The sequence below is a fragment of the Marinobacter sp. F4216 genome, from assembly GCF_019931195.1.
Taxonomy (GTDB): Bacteria; Pseudomonadota; Gammaproteobacteria; order Pseudomonadales; family Oleiphilaceae; genus Marinobacter; species Marinobacter suaedae.
Window position 1 is genome coordinate 271046 of the sequence record NZ_JAIOUO010000002.1, and the last position, 23495, is coordinate 294540.

The window sequence follows — 23495 nt, forward strand, 5'->3', positions numbered from 1 at the left end:
CCCTTTACACATCGTTCCCCGCCGCCACGCCCGACGCCCAGGCCCACTGGAAATTGTGTCCGCCCAGATGGCCGGTGACGTCTACTACTTCACCGATGAAGTAGAGGTTGGGGCGCTCAAGCGTCGCCATGGTCTTTGATGAGAGCTGGCGGGTGTCGATGCCCCCGAGGGTGACTTCAGCGGTGCGATAGCCTTCGGTGCCAGCGGGCTTGATGGTCCAGTGCCTGAGGGTATCAGCGATTTGTTCGAGGTCGCTGTTTTTGTAGCCTTGCAGTGGGCCGCTCCAACCCTGAAGATCGTTGTAGGCTTGGGCAAATCGCTTGGGCAGGTACTGGGAGAGATAGTTGGCGAGGGTACTGCGCGGCTTGTCTCGCCGCAGGCCGATCAGGTCGTCAAATACATTCTGCGCTGGCAACAGATTAATGACCACTTCATCGCCGGGCTGCCAGAAACTGGAAATCTGCAACATAGATGGGCCACTCAGGCCACGGTGGGTGACCAGCATGGGTTCACGGAAATGCTGGTGATTGCAGCTGGCTTCCACCGGGCAACTGATGCCGGACAGGGGCGAGAGTTGTTCTTTGAGCTCGGGGTGTAATGTAAAGGGCACAAGGCCCGCCCGGGTGGCCAATACCTTCAATCCAAACTGCTGGGCAATGTGATATCCGAAACCGGTGGCGCCCATGGTGGGAATGGAAAGCCCGCCGGAGGCAATGACCAGCGACTCGCAGGAGAGGATGCCGGAACTGGTGGACAGCCGGTAGCCACCGTCAGTTTCTGCAACAGCCGATACCGAGGTTCGCATCCGGATTTCGGCACCCGCCCAATCGCATTCGGTTTGCAGTACATTCAGGATGTCTTTCGCGCTGTCCTTGCAGAACAGTTGCCCGGGTGCCTTCTCCACATACTCCACGCCGTGACGATCGACCAGCTCCACGAAATGCTGTGGGGTGTAGCGTTTCAGTGCCGATATGCAGAAGTGGGGGTTGTCTGACAGGAAGTTGGCTGGGGTGCTGTTCAGGTTGGTGAAGTTACACCGGCCGCCGCCGGACATGAGGATTTTCTTGCCAGGCTTGTTGGCGTGGTCGATCACCAGCACCCGACGGCCACGGTAACCGGCGGTAGCTGCACACATGAGACCCGCCGCACCTGCGCCGATGATGATGACATCAAAGTGATCTAAGGGAATGTTTTTGGCTGAGTCGGTCATAGAGGCTGGCGTGCTGGGCTTGGCCCGGCAGTATACAGCCCGGGCCGTTAATTTTCAGCGGAGCTAGACCGACAGTGTTACCTGTCCTTCCATGTAGAACGCGGCTTGTCCGGCAATGCCCACACGTTCGCCTCTTAATTCGCATTTCAGCACACCGCCCCGGGCCGACAATTGATGAGCCAGCAGCTTGCTGCGTCCCAGCTTCTCCGCCCAGAAGGGGGTGAGCACACTGTGGATGGAGCCGGTGACCGGATCTTCGTCGATGCCAACGGCGGGCACAAAGTAACGGGAGACGAAGTCAGAAACGTCGCCTGGCGCGCTGATGATGACGCCCTGATTGCCCAGCTGCTTCAGGAGACTCAGGTCTGGATTGGCATTGCGCACGGCGGCTTCGTTTTCCACCAGCACCAGATAGTTGGTGTCGTTGGGTACGAATAGCACTTTGTCGCCGGCTTCGGGCATGGCATCGCGCAGCAGGGCCGGCGTCGGGCGCTCTTCGAAGGCCAGGTTGGGAAAATCCAGTTCCAGCCAGCCATCGTCCTGAAGACTCACGCCCAGCGGGCCACTTTTGGATCGAAAGCTGACCTGCTTGCGGGGAAAGTCCAGCTTGTTGAACAGTACCCAGGCGCTGGCCAGGGTGGCATGGCCACAGAGCGGCACCTCGGCGCCCGGGGTAAACCAGCGGATGTGAAAATCCTGCTCGGCGCCTTCTGGCTCCGGAACAATGAACGCGGTTTCCGCCAGGTTGTTTTCCTGCGCCAGCTTCTGCATCACCTCATCCGGCAACCATTCGGTCAGCGGCATGACCGCTGCAGGGTTGCCACCGAAGACCTCACTGGTGAACGCATCCACCTGATAGATAGGGTAAGTGCTCATGGGTGTTCCTCCGTTGTTCCTTGCTGGCGGATGAGTTGCGGGGCCATTGACTGAGATGCCGCCGAGACGTTGCGTTCGGTAAAAAGGGCGAGTTCCAGAGTACTGTAGAGATGGTACTCCGGCAGTGCACCCCTGTATCGCAAAATCCAGTGGAAGGGGTCGGCCATCAGCACTTCAAAGCCAAGGCGTTCCAGCTGTTCGAGGTTACCGGTGATGGCCGCCCAGCTTCCGTGAGTCTGCTCGTCGGACAGCTTGCCCGAGGTCAGGCCAAGAATGTCCTTGCGGGATCCGGTCTGACCGGTACCCGGGCTGCTTGCGAATAGATTGTTGGTGCTCATGGTCGGGATTCCTTCTCCGTGTAGGGTGACACCATTGTCTCGCCGCCGGGCAAACCAGTACAGATTCAGCTAGCATGAAATTGAACCGGTACAGATGGTTTTATTTTGTATCTGTGCTGCAGTGATTCCCGGGTAACTGTACTGCATGGTTGGGCCGGGCTTCTGGCAGGATGTCGTTATGGGAATGCTATACAACCACGTTGCCGACCAGCTTCAGACTCTGATTCACGAGGGCGTTTATCGTGAAGGCGAGCGGCTGCCCGGTGTTCGGGTTCTGAGCCGTCAGTTCAGTGTCAGTGTGTCTACCATTTTGCAGGCTCATCAGACGCTGGAAGGGAGAGGCTATCTGGAGGCCCGTGAACGCAGCGGCTACTTTGTGCGTCTGCCGCGGCTGGATACGCCAGAGCCGACGATGGAGCTGACACGGGCCGAACCGGTACCCGCCACCGCCCGAGAAATGGCGCTGGAGCTTTGTTCGGACGAGCGGACCCAGACCGTGCCCCTGGCGGCCGCAATTCCCCATTCCGATTTTCTCCCGGTCAGGCAGATCCAGCAGGCGACCCTTTGGGCTGCGCGGCACGGCACCGAAGTTCTGGACTATGCCTTTCCCGGCAAAGCCGAGTTCCGCCGCCAGATCGCCCAGCGCATGAATGGTCTGGGCTGTTTGTGCACCGCCGAAGACGTGCTGACCACCAACGGCGCCCAGGAAGCCATGATCCTTGGCCTGCGCTCGGTGACGTCGCCGGGGGATATCGTGGCGATCGAGTCACCGTCTTTCCCCGGCATTCTGCAGGCACTTGAGGTGGTTGGCCTGCAGGTGATCGAAATTCCCTCCCATCCCACCGATGGCCTGAGTCTCGAAGGCCTGCAGCTGGCGCTGGAGCAGTGGCCGGTCAGGGCCTGTATCGTGGTCACCAACCACAGTAACCCGATGGGGGCGAAATTGAGTGACGAACGCAAGCAGGCACTGGTCTCCCTGCTGGATGCGGCGAGCGTTCCGCTGATCGAAGATGACATCTACGGCGACCTGTATTTTGGTGACCAGCGACCGAAGCCCGCCAAGGCCTTCGATCGCACCGGTAACGTGATTTACTGCAGTTCGTTTTCCAAGACCATCTCGCCGGGGCTGCGTCTGGGCTGGATGCTCCCGGGGCGACATTACCCACAGGCGAAGCAACAGAAGTACTTCAGTAATCTGGCGACCGCGAGCCTGCCGCAACTGGCGGTGTCCCGCTTCCTGGAACAGGGCGGTTACGAGCGCTATCTGCGGGTTGCCCGCCAACAGTATCGGGACGCCGTAGAACGCATGCGGGTGGCGGTTGGCCATGCCTTCCCGGAGGGTACGGCGGTCAGCCGACCGCAGGGTGGCTTTGTACTCTGGGTCCAGTTACCCGGAAATGTGTCCGGTACGCGCCTGTATCACAAGGCCCTGGACGAGGGCATCAATATCGCACCCGGTCGGATGTTCTCCATCAGCGACAAGTACGAGAACTACCTGCGTTTGAATGCCGCCAACCCCTGGTCGGAACGGGTGGAGTTCGCCGTCCGCCGCCTGGGTGCTATAGCGAACGAACTGCTGGCGGATTCATAGCCGCAGACTTGGAGTGCACCCACGCCCGGGCCAACTCACTGTCAATTTGGGCCGTTCACTGGTTAACTTGTATACAGCTGGGTGTGGCTGCTCTAACTTGAGCAGCTGCACATGGACTTCTGTGAATAACCAGAACAAGGACAGGAGAGAATCATGACCGTCAGCTACACCCCCGAGGATGTGTCTGTACAGCCACGGCACATGCACTTTGATGTATCCCAGGACCTGAAAACCTGGTGGCACGGTAACGATGCCTTTCGCACCGCGTTCTTTAACGCCCTTTCATTACAGTTTCCGGACGGCGAGCAGCAGTTCATCAACGCGGTGCGTCAGTACCGTGATCAGGTTGACGATTCGAAACTGAAAGAAGAAATCCGGGGGTTCATCGGGCAGGAGGGGCTGCACAGCCGCGAGCACCGCCACTATAACGAAGCACTGAAAGCCCGTGGCTATAAAATTGATGCTCTGGACGCGCGGTTTCACAAGCATATGGAGTGGGTGAAAAGTCTGCCCAGGGACCGCCAACTGGCCGGCACTTGCGCCGCTGAGCACTACACCGCAGTAATGGCTAACGCCATCCTGCGCAACCGTGAGTGGATGGCCGACGCGACACCACAGATGCAACAGCTCTGGCGCTGGCACGCGATCGAGGAGACAGAACACAAATCCGTGGCCTTTGATGTGTACCGGCATTGTGTCGGCAACGAACGGCTGCGGCGCATTGTTTTTTTGTTCGTCACCTACCACTTCTTCAAATACACCCTTATCAATACTTGCAGCCTGCTAAAAACCGACGGCAAGCTCTGGAGCCTCAGAACCTGGCTGGGCGGGCTCAACTTCCTTTGGGGGCGGCCTGGAGTAATACGCAGGTGCCTGCCGGATTTTCTCGCCTACTTGCGCAAGGACTTTCATCCCTGGCAACAGGATAACCGCGATCTTCTGAGCGAGAATCTGGCTGAACTTGAGGTGCCTCAGGCATCGATAACGACAGCTGGTTGATTTTTCCCCAGTTGGCATTTGTGTTCTACGAGCGTTGTCAAAAGTTACACATTTGGCTATTGGTTGGAACTTAAAATAACGATAACAGCGCGACCGGCCAGGGCGCCGAGGCGAAACCCGCGACCAAACCCCGACGTTTCGATGTGGCCGTCGAGAAGGTGATGAATTACGCCATTGGCCGTATTGAGGCCGGACTCTTGACTCCTTACGTCTGCCTTTCCTGTGGCCTGTCCTGGGCCGAAATTGAAGATCTGCCGGGACTGGATCGTCTCCGTGAAACCTGCGAGAAGAATGGCGTTGAGCTCCTGCTTCCCCAGATGGGGATCACCAGTAGTGTCTATATTGGCCCTGGCAGCCTCTGCCTGGCACTGGGCGCGGAATTCCACTCGTTTAACGACTTTCAGTAACCCTCGATTGCCGCGGATCTCTTCCAGCGCGCCCGGGCCTCCAAATCTGGCTGCTCATGGTGTGACGCCCTATGATAAAAATTACTGCAAAGTTGGGCAGGATGTATGTGAATGGAAAAGGCGAGTGGGGGCAAATGACGGGCTTTCGTGGGCATCGGTTACTTCGTAATATCACGTTGGCGCTAGGCATCAGCTTAGGGCCGTCACTCACCTCCATAATGTCTACCTGCGGATGGTTTAGCAGCGGAGTCAGTTACGCTCAAATGGCCCTTAGCCCGGACCAGCCAGAAGGCGTAAGCCCGATTCAGGAAACGGGTATTCCTGAAAATGCCAATATGACCTTGGGCCGTTATGAGCGCGTAAACATTCCGGATGGGCATGCGGTTATCCATGTGTCCGACAGCAAGGGACTGAAGAACGCGTTCAGGCAAGTTGCTGACAACGGAGGACATGGGGCCATTATCTTGGAGGATGGTCAGTATCGTCTGGAGACGACGGTCTACATAAACCATCCAAACGTCATGCTTCTTTCAAAATCCAACGATCCGGAAAAGGTCATCATCCGTGGAAGTGGCATGCAACCTGGCAATCGGGTGAAAAACCTCTTGCATATCAAAAGTTCTGGCTTTGTTCTCGAAGGAATTACGCTGCAACAGGCGGGTAACCACCTGGTTCAGCTTGCAGCAGAGAAAAACGCCGATGTTCCAACGTTCAGAAACTGCATTATCGAAGATGGCTATGAGCAGCTTTTAAAGGTGAGCTTCGATAAGAAAAATCACCCGAGAACCCTCTCGGATAACGGCCTCGTGGAATATTGCGTGTTTCGATATACGGCAGGCATCGGGCCCAATTACTACATTGGCGGTATTGATGCCCACGGCATCCGGGGGTGGGTTATTCGGCATAATGTTTTTCAGAATATTGCCAGCCCCGCAGACCGAATTGCCGAACATGCCGTCCATATCTGGAATAACACTTCGAACAACACCGTAGAAAGCAACGTCTTCATTGATAACGATCGAGCCATTGGTTTTGGCATGCGCATGAACAATCGGCACCCCAATATTATTTACAGCAACTTCGGGGGCAAGATTGTCAACAACCTTATCTATCATGATGACCGCGGGAACCCGTTTTCAGACACCGGTATCATTCTGGAAGATAGCCCTTACACCCTCATCAAGGATAACTGGATTTATTTGGAGCACCGCTATCCCCGGGCGATTGAGTATCGGTTTCCCGAGACCCGTCAGGTCAGGGTGACGGGCAATCAGACTAACAAGCGCATTGCTTCGCGCAACGGTGGCCATGGCGAGCTGGCGAGGAACACTGAGTCCCTTGAACGGAATGCCTTCATGTTGGAGCTGGAAGATCGCCTTGAATCGCTGAACTTGCCTGGCTTTTGATGCACTGGCGTTAGGGGTAGCAAGGCGGCAGGCTCTGCCGCTCACAGCTTGGCCGCAACGCAACCGGAATCAGCTCCTGAGGCAAATCGGTGCGTTGCGGCTTCGTGTTAGCCTGTCCGGTATCTCATCAAGCCCTACTATCGTTCAGGACATCGAATTATGACGACTGTTGTCACCGATCTGGCGAATGCCCTCCTTGAGCAGCACGTAAAACACGAACTGGCTCAGTTCAAAGGTGCAAAGCTTCACAAATTCCTGGAGCGCGAGGTGGCGGCACTCTATGCCTACACGGACCGGGTAACACTGAACCGTCTCAGTTCACCGGACCAGATTCTGGGCGTGATTCGTCGTCTGGTGGTCGAAATGGAGCTGGATGGCGGTATTCCTGAGATAGCCGGGGACATGGCGACGGAAGTGCTGAACGCTCCGGTGCAGTCACAGACACCTCTGCGGGAAATCCTCAGCCGCGATCAGGTGGCAGAGTTCGTGGAGGAGGCTCTGGAGCTCAAGCATCATCGTAAACGCATGATCAGTGGCATTATGTCACATCCGGTCTACCAGGAGTTGGTGGCCAACGTCGTGTATCAGGGGCTGGTGAGTTACCTCTACGAGGACAACCTGATCACCAAGTCGGTTCCCGGCGTCGGCTCGATGATGAAGTTGGGTAAAAAGATGGCCAACAAGGCGGTACCGGGGCTGGACGAAAGCTTCGAGCGCCGTATCAAGGCCTGGCTATCCGATAGCCTGCCGGGGCTGATCAACCGGAGTGAAGCCTTCCTTAATCGGGCGCTGACCGATGAGGAGCTGAGGGATACGGTGATGGCGGCATGGATTGGCGTTGAAGACCTGAGTATCCAGGAATTGAACGAAGGGCTTGGTGACATCCAGTTGCAGGAGTTCGTCGTGTTGGGTTACGAATTCTGGCTCAGTTTCCGTGAGACTCCCTATTTTGAGGCGTGCTGCGAGGCGGTTGTGAACCGCCTGTTCGAGCAATATGGCGACCGACCAGTCAGCGAGCTCCTGCGGGATGTTGGTGTGTCGGAAACCATGGTTATGGCCGAAGTAGAGGCTCTGGTTATTCCCTTTGTGGACGTGCTCCGGGAGGAAGGTTATCTTGAGAAAGCGGTGCGGCGCCGGCTGTCGTCTTTCTATCGGTCGGCAGCGGTGAAAAAAATCCTCGAACCGGAAGCCTGAGCTGAGAACGCAAGAGGCTTTCACTGACTTTTCAGGTGTGTCATGCCATCCGGCGAGCTTTTCTGGGCCTTTCTGGTCGCTATCACACTGCTAACCATCACCCCCGGCGTCGACACGTTGCTGGTGATTCGCAACACTGGCCGGACCGATTTGAAGGCCGGGATGGTGACCAGTCTGGGTATCTGCAGTGGCCTGTTTCTGCATGCGGCCCTCTCGGCGGTCGGCATTTCCCTGATTCTGGTTCAGACCGCCTGGGCGTTCACTCTGTTGAAATGGGCCGGTGCTTGCTATCTGATCTGGCTCGGGATAGCGAGTCTGCGTCAGGCGGGCCGCCGAGGACGACCCCATGAGCCCAGGGGCGATAAAACCCGGGAAGCTCCCGACCGTTGGCGGGATTTCCGGGAGGGCTTGCTTTCCAACCTGTTTAACCCGAAAGCCGCGCTTTTTTATATGGCGCTGTTGCCTCAGTTTGTAGATCCTGAAGGGCCGGTGCTGTTCCAGTCGCTGCTATTGGCCGGGGTCCATTTCGTCCTCGCCATGCTCTGGCAGTGTGCTGTGGCCGTTGCGGTGTCCCGGTCGCGGCGCTGGGCAATACCGCCCTGGGTTGGCCGGATGATGCACGGAATTACCGGTGGTATCTTTGTCGGCATTGGCGCCAAAGTGGCTATGACCCAGGCCTGAGCAAACGCAAAACGGCCAGATGACAGGAGCTTTGGAGATCTCCCGCATGGAACAGGGAACCGGTTTCCATCAGCAAGACACGGATACGGTCTTTCGCGCACTGACCACGGGCCGGGCCGGCCTGAGTCAGGCTGAGGCCAGGGAGCGCCTTGCGCGTTTCGGGTCGAATCGTCTGCCTGAAGCGCGCCGCCAAAGCCCTCTCATTCGTTTCCTGCGCCAGTTTCATAACATACTTATCTACGTGCTGCTGGCGGCGGCCTCTATCACCCTGTTACTCGGGCACGGGCTCGATACCGCGGTCATTCTGGCGGTAGTCCTGTTGAACGCCGTGGTTGGCTACGTCCAGGAGGGCAAGGCTGCGCGAGCGATTGCGGCTATCCGGCATATGCTGGCGCCCCAGGCGTCAGTTTTGCGGGACGGCAAGCGGTTGTCCATTGCCGGCGACGATGTGGTGCCCGGAGACGTGGTGTTGCTTGATGCCGGGGACCGTGTGCCGGCGGACCTTCGCCTGTTCAAGGTACACGGCCTGCAGATTCAGGAGGCCATCCTGACCGGTGAATCGGTGGCGGTCAGCAAACAGACCAGTCCGGTCGCAGCTGAAACCCTGGTGGCCGAGCGGGACTGCATGGCGTTCAGCGGAACCACGGTGACCGGCGGACAGGGTGCGGGGGTGGTGGTTGCCACGGGCCAACAGACCGAAGTCGGGCGCATCAGTGGCATGCTGACCGAGGTAGATACCCTCCGTACCCCCCTGATAGAGCAGATGTCCGTGCTCGCTCGCTGGCTGACCCTGCTGATCGGTGTCGTGGCCGGCCTGATCCTGCTGTATGGGTATTTTGTGCTGCAGCAGCCTTTTGCCGACGTGTTCATGGCCGTGGTGGGGTTGTCGGTGGCGGCGATTCCCGAGGGCTTGCCCGCAGTGCTCACCATTACCCTGGCAGTAGGGGTTCAGACCATGGCGCGCCGACACGCCATCGTGCGTCGGCTGCCTGCCATTGAAACCGTGGGATCGGTCTCGGTGATCTGCACCGACAAAACCGGCACCCTCACACGCAATGAAATGAGCGTTATCAGTGTGGTGGCTGGTGCCCGGTCATACACTGTGGAAGATTCAGGCTACGCGCCCTTCGGCTGCGTTTGGCTGGACGGTGAAACGCTCGACCCTGAACAGGTGCCTCTGCCACTTAAAACCCTGGTGCGCAGTGCTGTCCTCTGCAACGACGCCGAACTGTCCAGGCAGGGGCAAGCGTGGGAGGTGCAGGGGGATCCGATGGAGGGCGCGTTGCTGGCGCTGGCCGGTAAATTAGATGAAACACCCGCAGAGCTCCGGCGCGCGTGGCCCCGGACTGACGTAATCCCCTTTGATACCGCCAATCGTTTCATGGCCACCCTGAATCATGACCACCAGGGGCATGGCATGATTTTCGTTAAAGGCGCTCCCGAGACGGTTCTGGCTCTCTGCGCGAACCAGCAGGGAAAGGATGGCCGCCCGGTTCCGTTGGACACGGCATTCTGGCAGCGGCGCGCAGAAGAGATCGCCTCCCGGGGGCAGCGGGTGCTGGCGTTTGCGTGTCGCGAAGTTCCGGACAACAAAACCGTGGTGAATCTTGAGGATGTCCGGCACGAATTGCTGTTTGTCGGTATTGTCGGCCTGATGGATCCGCCGAGGGAAGAGGCGATCAACGCCGTTGCCGAGTGCCAGGCTGCCGGTATCCGCGTCAAAATGATCACCGGTGACCACGCCAACACGGCCTCAGCTATCGGTGCCCTCATCGGCCTGGCCAATCACGACGGCACCCTGACCGGGGCTGAGCTGGATAAGCTGAACGACGATGAGCTGGCGGTGGCTGCCCGGCAAGTCAGTGTTTTTGCACGCACCAGTCCCGAGCACAAATTACGGCTGGTGAAGGCCCTGCAGTCAGAGGGTATGACCGTGGCTATGACCGGCGACGGCGTTAACGATGCCCCGGCGCTTCGGCGCGCGGATATTGGCATCGCTATGGGGTGCAAGGGTACAGAGGCGGCCAAGGAAGTGTCGGATCTGGTGTTGGCGGACGACAACTTTGCCTCCATCGTGGCGGCAGTCCGGGAAGGGCGGACGGTGCGCGACAATATCCGCAAGGTGATCGCCTGGACTCTGCCAACCAGCAGCGGCGAGGCCTTTGCCATTATCGTGGCGCTGCTGGTTGGCGTGGCGCTGCCGGTAACACCGGTGCAGATTCTGTGGATCAACTTCATCACTACCGTGTCCCTCGGGTTGGCACTGGCCTTTGAGCCCACCAGTGATAACACTATGCAACGCAAACCGCGCCCCCGCACCGACCCTCTGATCGATGCCAGTGTGCTGTGGCACATCATTCTTGTCTCTTTGCTTTTCCTGTGCGGCGTGTTCGGTATTTTCACCTTTGCCATCGAATCCGGTTACACGCTGGAGCTGGCCCGAACCATGGCCATGAACACGCTGGTGGCGATGGAAATTTTCTATCTGTTTTTCATTCGAACCATGGATGTCCGCTCCCCGAGCTGGACCATGCTGCAGGGGACACCGGTGGTGTGGCTGGCGGTGTTCGGTGTTTTGATCGGCCAGTGTGTGATTACCTACTGGCCGGGGGCGCAGGCAGTGTTCAGTACACGGGCTATGTCGGTCATGGATCTGGCGCTGGTATTGCTGGTGGGCGTGGCGCTGCTGTTATTGCTGGAGGTTGAGAAGCAGGTCCGGATGCGGGTTGGCCGATCGGATTTGCAGTAAACTGGCTGCATCTTGCTTTTAACTCCTAAAATCCCACATCCCCACAGGTCTCAATAATATGACAAAGAAACCGCCGGAGGAGAGACGGACGCGAATGCTGGCAGCCCTGAGCGGCGGATGGGTGGCGGATGCAGCCAGCCTGGGGTTGCACTGGCTCTACAGCAGCGAGCGTATCCTGGACGTGGCCGGTCAGTGCCCGGAGTTTGTTCCGCCTCGAGTGGACTATTTCGATGGGGTGTTTGGCTTCTTCGCTCATGAAGGCAAGAAGCCGGGTGATATGAGCCACTATGGTGCTGCCACAAAAGTACTCACCGACAGTCTTCTGGCCAACGACGGCCAGCTCAATGTCCGGGATTACCAGCGACGTTTTGTGAACTATTTCGGCCCGGGCGGCGGGTGGCAGGGTTTTATCGATAACCCCACCCGGTGGACACTCATCAACCTTGCCGCCAATGAACAGAAAGCCATTGAGGAGGCTTTCGCGTCTATCGACACCGACCTGACGGACAAACAAAAGCGCGTGCTGGTGCAGAAGGTGATGCCCTACGTCCGGCGGCTCAGCGGCGATGCACTGGCGGCCCCTGTTCGGGAGGCAATCAACCTGACCTACAAGGAATCCGGGATTCAGGATGCCGGCGTGTTCCTCGCCCAAACCATTGACCGAAAACTGTCGCCGGAGAGTGGTGCGGACGATACTCAGCTGCCCGCCGTTTCCAAGCTTCCACCGCTGGTTGCTTGCTATGCCGGAAAACAAAATTTGATGGCGCAGGTGGACGCGGCAGTGCGGGTCACCAACAACAGCGATGAGGCCGTTGCCTGGGCGCACTGCACGGCCCGCCTTCTGGAAGGGCTGTTTGTGGGGCAGGCTCTGGCGGAAGCCATGGACGCCGCGGCAGAACTGGCTCCGGATGCAACGAGTTTGGCACGTGCACGAACCAGCGCACCGCTCGATGCAATAAACGCCGGAGATACTTTCGGTCGCACTTGTTATCTGGACGAGGCCATGCCGGTCAGCTTTCACATCATCAGCCAGGCTCAATCCTTTGCCGAGGCCGTCCGTGCCAACATTCACTGCGGTGGCGATTCGTGCGGACGGGCTTGGCTCATCGGGCCTGCCATGGCGGCCATCCACGGAGTCGGGGGTGAGCGGGGCATACCGCTGAGCTGGTTGTCACGGGTTACGGGTGCCGCCGACCTCTATGGCGATCTGGAAGCGTTGATCCCTGGCGAACGTTAAATCCAGCGGCGCACTTCGGACCGGTACTGGTCGTAGGAAGCCCCAAATTTTTCGTGCATAAACCGCTCCTCGGGTGCAATCTGAAAGCGGTTCATGTACACGATGAACGCAGGAAGAAACAGCAGCGCAAGGACGCTGCCCAGATACAGCCCCCAGGCAATCAGTACAAGAAGAAACCCAAGGTACATCGGGTTCCGTGAGTGTTGGTACACGCCGCCCACCACCAGGCTTGCGGATTGCTCCGGGACTCGCGGATCGACGGTCGTCCCCGCGGCTCTGAACTCAAGGACGCCCAGCAGGGCAATACCAACCCCTGCGACAGCAACGCCAATTGCCCACCCTGCCGTGCCGGGTAGGGAGAAAGCCAGGCTTGGGCTGACTCGGGCAATGGCCCACATCCCGACGGCGACGATGATCACCAGCACGACGGGCGGTATTTTAAGCTCGAGTGGTCTCAGATTGGCTTGATCAGAATCCATAGAGCAACAGCTTCCTGTTATTGGCCTGGGTTTCTACTGCGCAGAGTCTCATAGATTTTGTACACTGCGGCCAGTTCGATCTCCTCGGGGCCAAAATCCTCCCTGTCGACTTGCTCGAATCTGCTTATTTGTTCCGCCGTTATATGACTGCGTACCCAGTCTTCCAGAGCCTTTAACAGGACTCTTTCATCCGGCCCCCCCATGCTGGGCCAGTGGACGTAGGGAACCAGTTCGGGATTTCGAATGAAATAAAGAGGGGCGGTTGCCCAATTCTTGTCTGCATTGCCCCGAATGCCAAAATGAAAGCCTTGACCATCATTGCGCTGAAACGAGGCTGATATCGAGCTCCCGTCCGGGCCGAACCGCGCGGAGCTGAGAGACATAGGCGCTTCCAGATCAGGCAATGAGGTTATGTAGTGCTGGAAGCCAATGCCAGCGAGCAACAGCACGATGAGTGTTGCCAGTGCTACCGATTTTCCCATGGTTCTCTCCCAATGCCTGGCCGAATCATACCGGGATTTTCCCCTTTGCCTATACTGCGATTAACCATGGCCGATGCTCCGGGCCGGATTTCAAGTCTGCTAACGAGATACCGAGCGATTTCTATGAATTACGAGCAAAAGTCCGAGGAGATAGACAACAAGCTCCGGCGTGTAACCGATCCGTTCGGTAATCTTATGGTGGATCTGTTTCATTACATCGCTTTGTTTGCCATTGGCGGCGCCATTTTCTGGTCTGCCGTGATGGCCTTTGTTGACATGGCCTCCAAGGGCGGAGCCTCGATCTCCGATATTCTGCTGCTGTTTATCTACCTCGAACTGGGCGCCATGGTCGGCATTTACTTTAAAACGAACCATATGCCGACCCGCTTTCTGATTTACGTAGGCATTACCGCCTTGACCCGAATGCTGATCGGCGACATACAGGCTCACCACCACGACCCCGGCATAGAGCTCCTGTACATCACCGGTTCCATCCTGTTGCTGGCATTGGCCAATCTCGCGGTACGATACGGTTCTCACCGTTATCCGTCGCCGCCGATCCCCAAACCGGGTTCGAGCGTTACCAACGAATAATACGGAGGGATAACCGGTTGGTTCCTACAAAATGCTTTCGAAGCGCCTGCAATAAAAAAGGGAAGCTGAAGCTTCCCTTTTTCATGTGCCGCTGCTGGAGCGAACTCAGCGTTCCAGATGCTGAAGCTTGTTCGGCTTGCCGTCCCACTCTTCAGCGTCGGGCAGAGGATCTTTCTTCTCGGTGATGTTCGGCCACTTGCCGGCGAGATCGGCGTTGATCTCCACGAACTGGACCTGATCGGCGGGCAGCTCGTCTTCAGAGAAAATGGCTTCTGCCGGGCACTCGGGCTCACAAAGGGCGCAGTCGATGCACTCGTCCGGGTCAATCACCAGAAAGTTCGGGCCTTCGTAGAAACAGTCTACAGGGCACACTTCTACACAGTCGGTGTACTTACACTTGATGCAGTTATCAGTAACGATAAACGCCATAATCAGATCCCTGGTCCAGTGGTCTATCTCATCGGGAGCTTGAAAACAGGCTCCAAGGTTATGTTTTTCTGCGCGACATTGTAGGGAGCGGCTTCGAGGGCCGCAAGCGCCCGGCCGGCATATGTTTATGCCAGACCTGAAAACTGTGTGGCGTCCCTCTATTTGCGCAGCAGTTCTTTCAGCTCGTAGAGCCGGTTGAGCGCTTCCCTGGGTGTCAGTCCATCCACATCCACGCTCTTCAGTGCTTCCTCAACGGCGCTTGGCTCCAGCGAGGCGAACATATCGCCCTGGAAGGAGGGCTCGGACGCTGTGGGCTGCTTGGCCTCTGCCTTGGGCGCCGGCTGCGCCGCTGGTGCCTCGCCACCGGCCGGAACGGTGCTGCTCTCAAGGTGCGTTAGCTGATCCTTGGCGTTGCGGATCACGTCCTGGGGCACGCCGGCCAGTTTGGCTACCTGAAGCCCGTAGCTCTGGCTGGCAGGGCCATCGTGCACGTTGTGCAGGAAGACGATGTTGTCGTCATGCTCGGTGGCGGTCAGGTGTACGTTCACCGCGTGCTCCAGATCCTCGGCCAACTGGGTCAGTTCAAAGTAATGGGTGGCGAACAGGGTATAGCAGCGGATGTTCTTCGCCAGGTGCTCGGCGGTCGCCCACGCCAGTGACAGGCCATCGAAGGTGCTGGTTCCCCGGCCCACCTCGTCCATCAGCACAAGGCTGTGCTCGGTGGCGTTGTGCAGGATGTTGGCGGTTTCGGTCATCTCTACCATGAAGGTGGAGCGGCCGCCCGCGATGTCATCTGAAGAGCCCATGCGGGTGAAAATGCGATCCACCGGGCCCAGCACGGCCCGGTTAGCGGGTACGAAACTGCCGGTATACGCCAGCAGGGCAATCAACGCGGCCTGACGCATGTAGGTAGATTTACCGCCCATGTTCGGGCCGGTGATCACCAGCATGCGGCGTTTGGTGTCCATCAGCAGGTTGTTGGGCACAAACGGCTCGTCCAGCAGTTGCTCAACCACCGGGTGACGACCTTCTTCAATATCGAAACCGGGGGATTCGCTGAACTCCGGCGCGGTGAAGCGCAGGCTGGTGGCCCGCTCGGCAAAGTTGGCCAGCACGTCCAGCTCGGACAGAGCCTGGGCGGCATCCTGCAGGGGCGCCAGTTCGGCGGCCACGGTTTCCAACACTTCGTCGTAAAGCGCTTTTTCCCGTGCCAGCGCCCGGCTCTTGGCGCTCAGGGCCTTATCTTCGAATTCTTTCAGTTCCGGGGTGATGAAGCGTTCGGCGTTCTTCAGGGTCTGCCGGCGGATGTAATCAGCTGGCGCCTGATCGGACTGCGCCCGGCTGATCTCGATGTAGTAACCGTGCACCCGGTTGTAGCCCACCTTCAGGGTGCTGATACCGGTACGCTCCCGCTCACGGGTTTCCACGTCCAGCAGATACTGGCCCGCGTTTTCGCTGATGTTGCGGAGTTCATCCAGCTCTTCGTCGAAGCCTTCGCGGATGACACCGCCGTCCCGGATCACCACCGGCGGATTGTCGATCACCGCCCGCTCCAGCAAATCCGCCAGTTGCGGGTATTCGCTGATGATTGTCGCCAGCTTGACGATGTGGTGGGAGTTCACCGGTTTGAGGGTTTCCTGCAGGTCCGGAAGCACCTGGAACGCATCGCGTAGCCGGGCCAGGTCCCTGGGGCGGGCAGAACGCAGGGCCACACGGGAGAGAACTCGCTCGATGTCGCCAACGGCTTTCAGATGGTCATGCACAGGCTCGTAATGGAAACCATCCAGCAGCGCAGAAACGGCCTGCTGTCTTTGCTTTACGGTGTCCACATCCCGCAGCGGACGGTTCAGCCAGCGCTTGAGTTCCCGGCCGCCCATGGCCGTGGCTGTGCGGTCCATGACCCAGGCCAGGGTGTACTGGTGCCCGCCCATCAGGTTGGTATCGATTTCCAGATTACGACGGCTGGCGGCATCGAGGATGACGGCTTCGTCCCGTCGTTCCCGGGTCAGTTTCCGGATGTGGGGCAGGGCGGTGCGCTGGGTTTCCTTGGCGTATTGAAGCAGGCAGCCGGCCGCGGAAATGGCGAGGTTGAGATCCTCGCAGCCGAACCCGGTCAGGTCTCGAACCTGCAGTTGCGAGGTAATCACCCGTCGAGCGGTGTCGGCTTCGAACAGCCACGGGCCCTGGCGACGGATGCCGGTGAAGCCCTCGAGAATTTCCTCGTACGGGAAGTCTTCGCTGATCAGGATTTCGGCCGGGCGCAGGCGCTGCAATTCACCTTGCAGGGCCTCCAGGTTTTCCAGCTCGGAAACGGAAAAACGGCCGCTGGAGATATCCAGTGAGGCAAAGCCAAACTGTTCCCGGTGGCTGTAAATCGCCACCAGAAGGTTGTCACGCCGGTCTTCCAGGAAGGCGTCGTCACTCAGGGTGCCCGGTGTCACGACGCGCACGACCTGGCGCTCGACAGGCCCTTTGCTGGTGGCCGGGTCACCAATCTGTTCTGCGACGGCAATGGATACGCCGGCGCGCACCAGGCGGGCGATGTAGCCCTCGGCGGCATGGAACGGAATGCCGGCCATGGGCACCGGATTGCCTCCTGACTGGCCCCGCGCCGTCAGCGTAATATCCAATAGCTCCGCGGCTTTCTTGGCATCGTCATAGAACAGCTCGTAGAAGTCCCCCATGCGGTAGAACACCATTTCGTTCGGGTGCTCGCCCTTGATTTTGAGGTATTGCCGCATCATCGGGGTGTGCTGGGACAGGTCGGTTTGAGCTGCTGACATGGAGGCTTCCGGATTGACTGCTTTGGATGAGGTGGGCAATTGTAAGAAAATAACCGCCGGGATGAAATGAGGAGAGTGTCATGGTGGCCAGCGATCAGGAATTGAGTCAGGCGGCCGCAAGGCTGGGGGAGCTGCTGGAGTCGCAAGCTCAAACCATCGTTACCGCTGAAAGCTGCACCGGCGGCTGGGTGGCAAAGGCCCTGACTGACCGGGCCGGCTCATCCGCCTACGTACTGGGTGGGCTGGTCACCTACAGCAATGAGGCCAAGCACGACTGGCTGAAGGTCACCAGCGAATCGTTGAACAAGCATGGTGCTGTCAGTGAACCCGTGGTTCGGGAAATGGTGGCCGGGGCGCTGGCGGCATCCGGTGCCAATGTGGCGGTGGCCATCAGCGGTGTGGCAGGACCCGGCGGAGGAAGTCCGGACAAGCCCGTAGGGACAGTATGGTTCGCCTGGGGGTCTAATGCGGATTCCACACAGGCCGTGTTGAAACAGTTCCAGGGCGACCGCGATCAGGTGCGCCGGCAGGCGGTGCTCTTTGCGCTGCAGCAGGTGCATGACTATCTGCAGGAAGCCTGAATCCCGCTCCTGAAAAAGACGTTCACAGGAAGACACGCAAAGGGGGTTGGTCTCTTTTTCGGGGTGTGTTTTAATACTGTGCAAATATACAGGAAAGCGCTGTATCTGCTGTACAGCTTCCCAATCATTCGATTGAGCTACCGGTTGGGCCAGGTAACGGGTAGCAACGCCAACAGAGGGTTTTGCACTGATGGAAGATAACCGCAAGAAAGCACTTAGCGCAGCACTGGGCCAGATCGAGCGTCAGTTCGGTAAGGGCGCCGTGATGAAAATGGGTGATCAGCCCCGTGAAGCCATTCCTGCGGTTTCCACCGGGTCCCTCGGGCTGGACGTTGCACTGGGTATTGGTGGCCTGCCATACGGTCGTATCGTCGAGATCTATGGTCCGGAGAGTTCCGGTAAAACCACACTGACCCTGCAGGTGATCGCTGAAGCCCAGAAGCAGGGCAAGACCTGTGCCTTCGTGGACGCCGAGCACGCTCTGGATCCGGTCTACGCTGAAAAGCTGGGCGTGAATGTGGACGACCTGCTGGTTTCCCAGCCGGACACCGGTGAGCAGGCGCTGGAAATCGCCGATATGCTGGTTCGCTCCAATGCGGTAGACGTGATCATCGTTGACTCCGTGGCGGCCCTGACGCCGAAGGCGGAAATTGAAGGCGAAATGGGCGACAGCCACGTGGGTCTGCAGGCCCGTTTGATGTCCCAGGCGCTGCGTAAGCTGACCAGCAACGTGAAGAACGCCAACTGCCTGATGGTCTTCATCAACCAGATCCGCATGAAGATTGGTGTGATGTTCGGCAGCCCGGAAACCACCACCGGTGGTAACGCGCTGAAGTTCTACTCCTCCGTCCGTCTGGACATCCGTCGCATTGGTGCGGTCAAGGATGGCGACGAAGTGGTGGGTAACGAAACCCGTGTGAAAGTCGTTAAGAACAAGGTGTCTCCGCCTTTCCGTCAGGCCGAGTTCCAGATCATGTACGGCAAGGGCATCTACCACATGGCCGAGGTTCTGGACATGGGCGTGAAGGAAGGGTTTGTGGACAAATCCGGTGCCTGGTACTCCTACAACGGTGACAAGATCGGCCAGGGCAAGGCGAACGCCTGCAAGTTCCTGGAAGAGAACATGGACCTGGCTACCGAGATTGAAGCCAAGGTGCGCGACAAGTTGATGCCGAAGCCTGAGAGCAAGAAAAACGCGGCTGAAACGGCTGAACCGGCTGAAGCGAACGGCGAACTGCTTTAAGTCCTGTTCGAACCCTGCGCCTTTCTCCTGTCCTTTGGGGCGATTGCGCAGGGTTCAAACCCTATCCCCCGCTTGTGTTGACCTCCCCCTCTTATCCTCTGAGTAATGGGTGCATTAGTTTATCTAATGCAACGGCCTAATAATCGTCGTTTTACGCCCGGCTGAACCGTTTCTATGCTGAAGGTTCAGAACCCAGGGGAGTCGATGTTATGTCCGTCCATCAAGCAGCTATTCATTGGCAACGCGCTGACCACGAATCTGAGTCCGGCACATACTCCCGGAATCACAGTGTCACCTTGAGTGGCGGCCAGCAGCTCAATGTTTCGGCCTCTCCTGAATTCAAGGGAGACCCTGAATGTGCCGATCCTGAGCAAATGCTGATCAGCGCTGTATCCAGTTGTCACATGTTGTTCTTCCTGGCCATCGCCGACTTTCAGGGCTATCAGGTGGAGTCCTATGAGGACGATCCAAAAGGCTACCTGGAAAACCTGGAAACGAAGGGCAAGGCGGTGACCCGTATTGAGCTGTCGCCGCGAATCACCTTCGGCGGCGACAAGATGCCTGACCAGAAGGCGCTGGAGAGAATGCACACCAGCGCCCACAGCAACTGTTTTATTCGCAACTCGATCAAGGCGGACGTGACAATCAACTATCTTTAGAACAGCTATCCTTAATCAGGATTTGTGAACGGGGATTCCTGGCGGAGACGATTTATGAATGACGTTCAGCTGGTGGAGGACGAGCTTCTCAGGGAAGACAAGGATGGGGCTGTCTATCTGACGTTAAACCGTCCGGACAAATTCAACACCCTGTCCGAATCCTTGCTGGCTTCCTTACAGCGCGAATTGGATAACATCGCCTCCGACCCGGCGGTGCGTTGCGTGGTTATTGCGGCCACGGGGAAAGGTTTCTGTGCAGGGCACGACCTTCGGCAAATGCGTGCCCATCCGGATCATGGTTACTACCAGTCGCTTTTCCGGAGCTGCAGTGGGGTGATGCAGGGCCTAGTCAACCTGCCGGTGCCGGTGATTGCCAGGGTTCAGGGCATGGCGACGGCGGCCGGGTGCCAGCTGGTGGCAAGCTGCGATCTGGCCATTGCCGCCAGATCCGCGACGTTTGGCGTATCCGGCATCAACGTCGGCCTGTTCTGTTCCACCCCTGCTGTGGCCCTGTCCCGCAACATCAACGCCAAGCGTGCGTTCGACATGCTGGTGACCGCTGATTTCATCGACGCAGACACGGCTCTGGACTGGGGGCTGTTGAGTGGTGTCGCTGACGATGCCGACCTGGATGCGGCCGTCGCTGCCAAGGTGGCTAAGATTCTCTCCAAAAGCCCGGCGGCGATCAGATTTGGCAAGGCCATGTTCCATCGCCAACGGCAGATGTCGCTGGCGGAGGCCTATGAGTTGGCGGGTGAGGTCATGGCGGACAACATGATGAATGCCGATGCGCAAGAGGGCATTGATGCGTTTCTCGAGAAGCGCAAGCCAACATGGGAGCAACCGGGCCACTGACAACGGCGTGGTTCGGTCCAGCCGAGAGAATGAGCGATGAAGGATGTCAGCCAGTTCGATGAAGGCCTGGATAAGAACGAGGCCAATCACGTACCTCTTTCGCCACTGAGCTTTATCAGGCGAGCTGCGGCGGTTTATTCCGACAGGACGGCGGTGATCTCAGGCGATACACAGTTCACCTGGCAGCAGACGTACGCCCGTTGCTGTCAGCTGGCCTCTGTTCTGAAAAGTTTCGACATCGCCCGGGGCGATACGGTAGCAGCCCTGTTGCCCAATGTGCCCGCGATGTATGAAGCCCACTTCGGTGTGCCAATGGTCGGCGCGGTGCTCAACGCCATCAATATCCGTCTCGATCCGGCAACCGTGGCCTTTATCCTGGATCACAGTCGGGCACGGCTCTTGTTGGCCGACCCGGAATTTGCGGATGTGGTTGAGAAAGCTCTTGGTCAGATGGAAGGGGCTCCTCCGATCATTATTAATGTTCCGGATGCCACGCAGGGCCGGCAACCACCGATCAGCGAGCTGGACTATGAAACCTTACTGGCCCAACAGCCAGAGACCCCGGCCTGGGCGCTGCCCGGCGACGAATGGGACGCGATCGCCCTTGGCTACACCTCCGGTACCACCGGCAACCCCAAGGGCGTGGTGACTCACCATCGTGGTGCCTACCTGAATGCCGTCAGCAATGTTCTGTCCTGGAGTCTGCCAGCCAGGGTGACCTACCTGTGGACGCTGCCCATGTTCCACTGCAATGGCTGGTGCTTTCCGTGGACGCTGGCAGCCATCGGGGGCACCAGTGTCTGCCTGCGGCGAGTCGATCCGGCCCTCATCCTCCAGCTGATCCGGCAGCACCGGGTCAGTCATTACTGCGGCGCCCCCATTGTTCACGCCATGATTGCTGATGCGGCCCTTGCAGCGGGCGAGACTTTCGAACATCCGGTGTCCGGGCTGATCGCGGGTGCGCCGCCGCCGGCCTCGGTGTTCGAGCGCATGGAAAAAATCGGCGTAGAACTCACCCATGTTTACGGGCTGACAGAGACCTACGGCCCCGCGACCGTGTGTCCGAAGCAATACGATTGGGTGGATCAATCGCTTGAAGAGCGTGTCCGGCTCAATGGTCGTCAGGGGGTTACCTATCCGCTGGAGGAGGACGTAACCGTGCTGGACCCGGACACCATGGAACCGGTGCCTGCCGACGGCCAGACCATGGGCGAGATCATGTTCCGGGGCAACATAGTCATGAAGGGCTACCTCCGGAATCCCGAAGCCACCGAGAAGGCCTTTGCCGGCGGCTGGTTCCATTCCGGCGACCTCGCGGTGGTCGAGCCGGATGGCTATATCAAGATCCGGGATCGCTCAAAGGATGTGATCATTTCGGGCGGGGAGAACATCTCTTCCCTGGAAGTGGAGGAGGTGGTTCAGCGGCACCCGGAGGTCGAGTTGGCCGCCGTCGTGGCAATGAAGGACGAAAAATGGGGGGAGGTCCCTGCCGCTTTTGTTCAGTTGCGCTCGGACAGTGCGTTGACCGAAGAGGCGCTGATCGCGTTTTGCCGGGACAAAATCAGTGGTTTTAAAGTGCCCAAGACAGTCATTTTTGGCGCGCTGCCCACCACGTCGACGGGAAAAATCCAGAAGTTCCTGCTGCGAAAGCAGCTTGATGACGGCCTCTCGGCCTGACTGGTTGTGTCCCGACTGCCCCCGCTGATTGCGCTGTCTTACTTTGAGGTCGCTGCGCGAACCGGCAGTTTCGCAGCGGCTGCCAAGGAACTCCACGTGACTCCCGCGGCCATCAGTCACCAGATCAAGGCGCTGGAAGATTATCTCGGTGTTGAACTGTTTGTCCGCCATCACCGGCGGGTCAGTCTGACGCCTGCTGCTCGAGTGGCCCTGCCTGAACTGCAGGAAGGATTTCAGGCGTTGGGCCGGGCAGTGGACCGGATTCGCTCCCACGATGAGGCCAGCCTGATCGTCACCGTGTGCTCCGAGCCATTGTTTGCGACGAAGTGGATTGTGCCTCGCCTGCACCGGTTTTACGCCCGTTGCCCGAAAGCCGAAGTCCGTTTGCAGGCCAGCCTGCACACTGTCGATCGAAGCCCGGACACGGCTATTGGCATCAATGATCTCAAGCGCGCGGGTATCGATGTCTCCGTTCGGCTCGGTTACGGTCGCTATACCGGCATCGAGGTGCAGCGTCTTATGGGCGTTGAGCTGGTGCCCCTGAGTACCCCGGAACTTGCCAGCATGGTCAGCGATGTTGGCACACTGGCAGCTTGCTCGTTGCTCTGCGACGGCACGCTCACACGACTGGACAAGCCCTGTGGCTGGCGCCAGTGGTTTCATCAGCAGGGCGTTGATGTCGGTCCTGTGCGTGAGCTTCGGTTCGGTAACGGATTGCTGACACTGGAGGCGGCCATGGCTGGCCAGGGGGTGATGCTCGGCAGCCGGGCGCTTCATCATGGTGAGCTGGCGGCCGGAAAACTGGTGGTTGCCTTTGATCGTCCGCTTGACTGCGGTCTGGCCTACTTCGCGGTCAGTGCCGGGCCCGGTAAAGAGCGCTCAATCGCGACGATGTTCCGAGAATGGTTGCTGGAGGAAGCGCACCTGCCCGGTGCCCAGTGAGCATCTCGAATGCTGCGATCGAACTTGCATGCCGTTCATTCTCTGATTTACTGAATAGACGCAATCTCGGGGGTGTCTCTGCT

At 58.5% G+C, this 23495-nt stretch carries 22 protein-coding genes; 15 read left to right on the plus strand and 7 right to left on the minus strand.

Annotated elements, in window-relative coordinates; all coding sequences use genetic code 11:
- Nucleotides 1–4: 4 nt before the first annotated feature.
- The 3 genes from K8I84_RS01825 to K8I84_RS01835 all read right to left on the minus strand — a co-directional run bounded on the left by K8I84_RS01825 (nt 5) and on the right by K8I84_RS01835 (nt 2424).
- Entirely contained in the window at nt 5–1210 is a 1206-nt protein-coding gene (locus K8I84_RS01825; RefSeq protein WP_223793019.1) for an NAD(P)/FAD-dependent oxidoreductase, read from the minus strand.
- A gap of 63 nt (nt 1211–1273) precedes the next feature.
- Nucleotides 1274–2086 carry a PhzF family phenazine biosynthesis protein gene (locus tag K8I84_RS01830; RefSeq protein ID WP_223793020.1) on the minus strand — a complete coding sequence of 271 codons (813 nt, stop codon included), beginning with the start codon at nt 2084–2086 and terminating at the stop codon, nt 1274–1276.
- Nucleotides 2083–2424 (minus strand): hypothetical protein, encoded by a 342-nt coding sequence (locus K8I84_RS01835; RefSeq protein ID WP_223793021.1) that lies wholly within the window; start codon nt 2422–2424, stop codon nt 2083–2085. The genes K8I84_RS01830 and K8I84_RS01835 overlap by 4 nt, the downstream gene beginning before the upstream one ends.
- A 178-nt stretch (nt 2425–2602) precedes the next feature.
- On the opposite strand from K8I84_RS01835, the gene K8I84_RS01840 reads away from it, so the two are divergent.
- From K8I84_RS01840 to K8I84_RS01875, 8 genes are all read left to right on the plus strand, one after another.
- Entirely contained in the window at nt 2603–4015 is a 1413-nt protein-coding gene (locus K8I84_RS01840; RefSeq protein WP_223793022.1) for a PLP-dependent aminotransferase family protein, read from the plus strand.
- 153 nt (nt 4016–4168) lie between these two features.
- Nucleotides 4169–5014, plus strand: a complete 846-nt coding sequence (locus K8I84_RS01845; protein ID WP_223793023.1) for a metal-dependent hydrolase — start codon at nt 4169–4171, stop codon at nt 5012–5014.
- Nucleotides 5015–5175: 161 nt separating this feature from the next.
- Complete coding sequence (locus K8I84_RS01850) at nt 5176–5421, plus strand: hypothetical protein (RefSeq protein ID WP_223793024.1); 246 nt, start codon at nt 5176–5178, stop codon at nt 5419–5421.
- Between the two features lie 263 nt (nt 5422–5684).
- On the plus strand, nt 5685–6827 hold the full coding sequence (locus K8I84_RS01855) for a right-handed parallel beta-helix repeat-containing protein (RefSeq protein ID WP_223793025.1): 1143 nt from the start codon (nt 5685–5687) through the stop codon (nt 6825–6827).
- Nucleotides 6828–6986: 159 nt separating this feature from the next.
- Complete coding sequence (locus tag K8I84_RS01860) at nt 6987–8021, plus strand: hypothetical protein (RefSeq protein ID WP_223793026.1); 1035 nt, start codon at nt 6987–6989, stop codon at nt 8019–8021.
- A gap of 42 nt (nt 8022–8063) precedes the next feature.
- Nucleotides 8064–8702, plus strand: coding sequence for a LysE family translocator (locus tag K8I84_RS01865; protein WP_223793027.1), 639 nt, complete (start codon nt 8064–8066; stop codon nt 8700–8702).
- Between the two features lie 46 nt (nt 8703–8748).
- Complete coding sequence (locus K8I84_RS01870; protein WP_223793028.1) at nt 8749–11451, plus strand: HAD-IC family P-type ATPase; 2703 nt, start codon at nt 8749–8751, stop codon at nt 11449–11451.
- A gap of 94 nt (nt 11452–11545) precedes the next feature.
- Nucleotides 11546–12688 (plus strand): ADP-ribosylglycohydrolase family protein, encoded by a 1143-nt coding sequence (locus tag K8I84_RS01875; protein ID WP_223793029.1) that lies wholly within the window; start codon nt 11546–11548, stop codon nt 12686–12688.
- Here the strand turns inward: K8I84_RS01875 and K8I84_RS01880 are convergent.
- Both K8I84_RS01880 and K8I84_RS01885 read right to left on the minus strand, forming a co-directional pair.
- The gene (locus K8I84_RS01880) at nt 12685–13167 is read right to left on the minus strand and encodes a methyltransferase family protein (RefSeq protein WP_263282919.1); all 483 of its coding nucleotides are present in this window, start codon (nt 13165–13167) and stop codon (nt 12685–12687) included. The two genes, K8I84_RS01875 and K8I84_RS01880, sit on opposite strands and share 4 nt — an antisense overlap.
- 17 nt (nt 13168–13184) lie before the next feature.
- Nucleotides 13185–13649 (minus strand): hypothetical protein, encoded by a 465-nt coding sequence (locus K8I84_RS01885; protein WP_223793030.1) that lies wholly within the window; start codon nt 13647–13649, stop codon nt 13185–13187.
- A 123-nt stretch (nt 13650–13772) separates the two neighbouring features.
- Between K8I84_RS01885 and K8I84_RS01890 the strand changes: the two genes are divergently transcribed.
- Entirely contained in the window at nt 13773–14243 is a 471-nt protein-coding gene (locus K8I84_RS01890; RefSeq protein WP_223793031.1) for a phosphate-starvation-inducible protein PsiE, read from the plus strand.
- Nucleotides 14244–14348: 105 nt separating this feature from the next.
- Here K8I84_RS01890 and fdxA read toward each other — a convergent pair whose 3' ends face one another.
- Nucleotides 14349–14672 carry a ferredoxin FdxA gene (gene fdxA / locus K8I84_RS01895; RefSeq protein WP_223793032.1) on the minus strand — a complete coding sequence of 108 codons (324 nt, stop codon included), beginning with the start codon at nt 14670–14672 and terminating at the stop codon, nt 14349–14351.
- Between the two features lie 158 nt (nt 14673–14830).
- Complete coding sequence (mutS, locus tag K8I84_RS01900; RefSeq protein WP_223793033.1) at nt 14831–17455, minus strand: DNA mismatch repair protein MutS; 2625 nt, start codon at nt 17453–17455, stop codon at nt 14831–14833.
- 80 nt (nt 17456–17535) lie between these two features.
- On the opposite strand from mutS, the gene pncC reads away from it, so the two are divergent.
- The 6 genes from pncC to K8I84_RS01930 all read left to right on the plus strand — a co-directional run bounded on the left by pncC (nt 17536) and on the right by K8I84_RS01930 (nt 23412).
- Complete coding sequence (pncC, locus tag K8I84_RS01905; RefSeq protein WP_223793034.1) at nt 17536–18036, plus strand: nicotinamide-nucleotide amidase; 501 nt, start codon at nt 17536–17538, stop codon at nt 18034–18036.
- Between the two features lie 190 nt (nt 18037–18226).
- Nucleotides 18227–19279 carry a recombinase RecA gene (gene recA, locus K8I84_RS01910; RefSeq protein WP_223793035.1) on the plus strand — a complete coding sequence of 351 codons (1053 nt, stop codon included), beginning with the start codon at nt 18227–18229 and terminating at the stop codon, nt 19277–19279.
- A 209-nt stretch (nt 19280–19488) separates the two neighbouring features.
- The gene (locus K8I84_RS01915) at nt 19489–19938 is read left to right on the plus strand and encodes an OsmC family protein (protein ID WP_223793036.1); all 450 of its coding nucleotides are present in this window, start codon (nt 19489–19491) and stop codon (nt 19936–19938) included.
- A gap of 54 nt (nt 19939–19992) precedes the next feature.
- Nucleotides 19993–20793 carry an enoyl-CoA hydratase gene (locus tag K8I84_RS01920; RefSeq protein WP_223793037.1) on the plus strand — a complete coding sequence of 267 codons (801 nt, stop codon included), beginning with the start codon at nt 19993–19995 and terminating at the stop codon, nt 20791–20793.
- Nucleotides 20794–20829: 36 nt separating this feature from the next.
- Nucleotides 20830–22470 (plus strand): acyl-CoA synthetase, encoded by a 1641-nt coding sequence (locus tag K8I84_RS01925; RefSeq protein ID WP_223793038.1) that lies wholly within the window; start codon nt 20830–20832, stop codon nt 22468–22470.
- Between the two features lie 6 nt (nt 22471–22476).
- Nucleotides 22477–23412, plus strand: a complete 936-nt coding sequence (locus tag K8I84_RS01930) for a LysR family transcriptional regulator (protein ID WP_223793039.1) — start codon at nt 22477–22479, stop codon at nt 23410–23412.
- Nucleotides 23413–23495 lie beyond the last annotated feature (83 nt).

Excerpts from the sequence above, each read along its gene's own strand:
- K8I84_RS01865 (WP_223793027.1), top strand. The coding sequence starts at position 8,064 with ATGCCATCCGGCGAGCTTTTCTGGGCCTTTCTGGTCGCTATCACACTG.
- K8I84_RS01825 (WP_223793019.1), bottom strand. The coding sequence starts at position 1,210 with ATGACCGACTCAGCCAAAAACATTCCCTTAGATCACTTTGATGTCATC.
- K8I84_RS01840 (WP_223793022.1), top strand. The coding sequence starts at position 2,603 with ATGGGAATGCTATACAACCACGTTGCCGACCAGCTTCAGACTCTGATT.
- K8I84_RS01880 (WP_263282919.1), bottom strand. The coding sequence starts at position 13,167 with ATGGATTCTGATCAAGCCAATCTGAGACCACTCGAGCTTAAAATACCG.
- K8I84_RS01890 (WP_223793031.1), top strand. The coding sequence starts at position 13,773 with ATGAATTACGAGCAAAAGTCCGAGGAGATAGACAACAAGCTCCGGCGT.
- K8I84_RS01830 (WP_223793020.1), bottom strand. The coding sequence starts at position 2,086 with ATGAGCACTTACCCTATCTATCAGGTGGATGCGTTCACCAGTGAGGTC.
- K8I84_RS01835 (WP_223793021.1), bottom strand. The coding sequence starts at position 2,424 with ATGAGCACCAACAATCTATTCGCAAGCAGCCCGGGTACCGGTCAGACC.
- K8I84_RS01915 (WP_223793036.1), top strand. The coding sequence starts at position 19,489 with ATGTCCGTCCATCAAGCAGCTATTCATTGGCAACGCGCTGACCACGAA.
- K8I84_RS01870 (WP_223793028.1), top strand. The coding sequence starts at position 8,749 with ATGGAACAGGGAACCGGTTTCCATCAGCAAGACACGGATACGGTCTTT.
- mutS (WP_223793033.1), bottom strand. The coding sequence starts at position 17,455 with ATGTCAGCAGCTCAAACCGACCTGTCCCAGCACACCCCGATGATGCGG.
- K8I84_RS01875 (WP_223793029.1), top strand. The coding sequence starts at position 11,546 with ATGCTGGCAGCCCTGAGCGGCGGATGGGTGGCGGATGCAGCCAGCCTG.
- K8I84_RS01845 (WP_223793023.1), top strand. The coding sequence starts at position 4,169 with ATGACCGTCAGCTACACCCCCGAGGATGTGTCTGTACAGCCACGGCAC.
- pncC (WP_223793034.1), top strand. The coding sequence starts at position 17,536 with ATGGTGGCCAGCGATCAGGAATTGAGTCAGGCGGCCGCAAGGCTGGGG.
- K8I84_RS01850 (WP_223793024.1), top strand. The coding sequence starts at position 5,176 with ATGAATTACGCCATTGGCCGTATTGAGGCCGGACTCTTGACTCCTTAC.
- recA (WP_223793035.1), top strand. The coding sequence starts at position 18,227 with ATGGAAGATAACCGCAAGAAAGCACTTAGCGCAGCACTGGGCCAGATC.
- K8I84_RS01920 (WP_223793037.1), top strand. The coding sequence starts at position 19,993 with ATGAATGACGTTCAGCTGGTGGAGGACGAGCTTCTCAGGGAAGACAAG.
- K8I84_RS01885 (WP_223793030.1), bottom strand. The coding sequence starts at position 13,649 with ATGGGAAAATCGGTAGCACTGGCAACACTCATCGTGCTGTTGCTCGCT.
- K8I84_RS01855 (WP_223793025.1), top strand. The coding sequence starts at position 5,685 with ATGGCCCTTAGCCCGGACCAGCCAGAAGGCGTAAGCCCGATTCAGGAA.
- fdxA (WP_223793032.1), bottom strand. The coding sequence starts at position 14,672 with ATGGCGTTTATCGTTACTGATAACTGCATCAAGTGTAAGTACACCGAC.
- K8I84_RS01860 (WP_223793026.1), top strand. The coding sequence starts at position 6,987 with ATGACGACTGTTGTCACCGATCTGGCGAATGCCCTCCTTGAGCAGCAC.
- K8I84_RS01925 (WP_223793038.1), top strand. The coding sequence starts at position 20,830 with ATGAAGGATGTCAGCCAGTTCGATGAAGGCCTGGATAAGAACGAGGCC.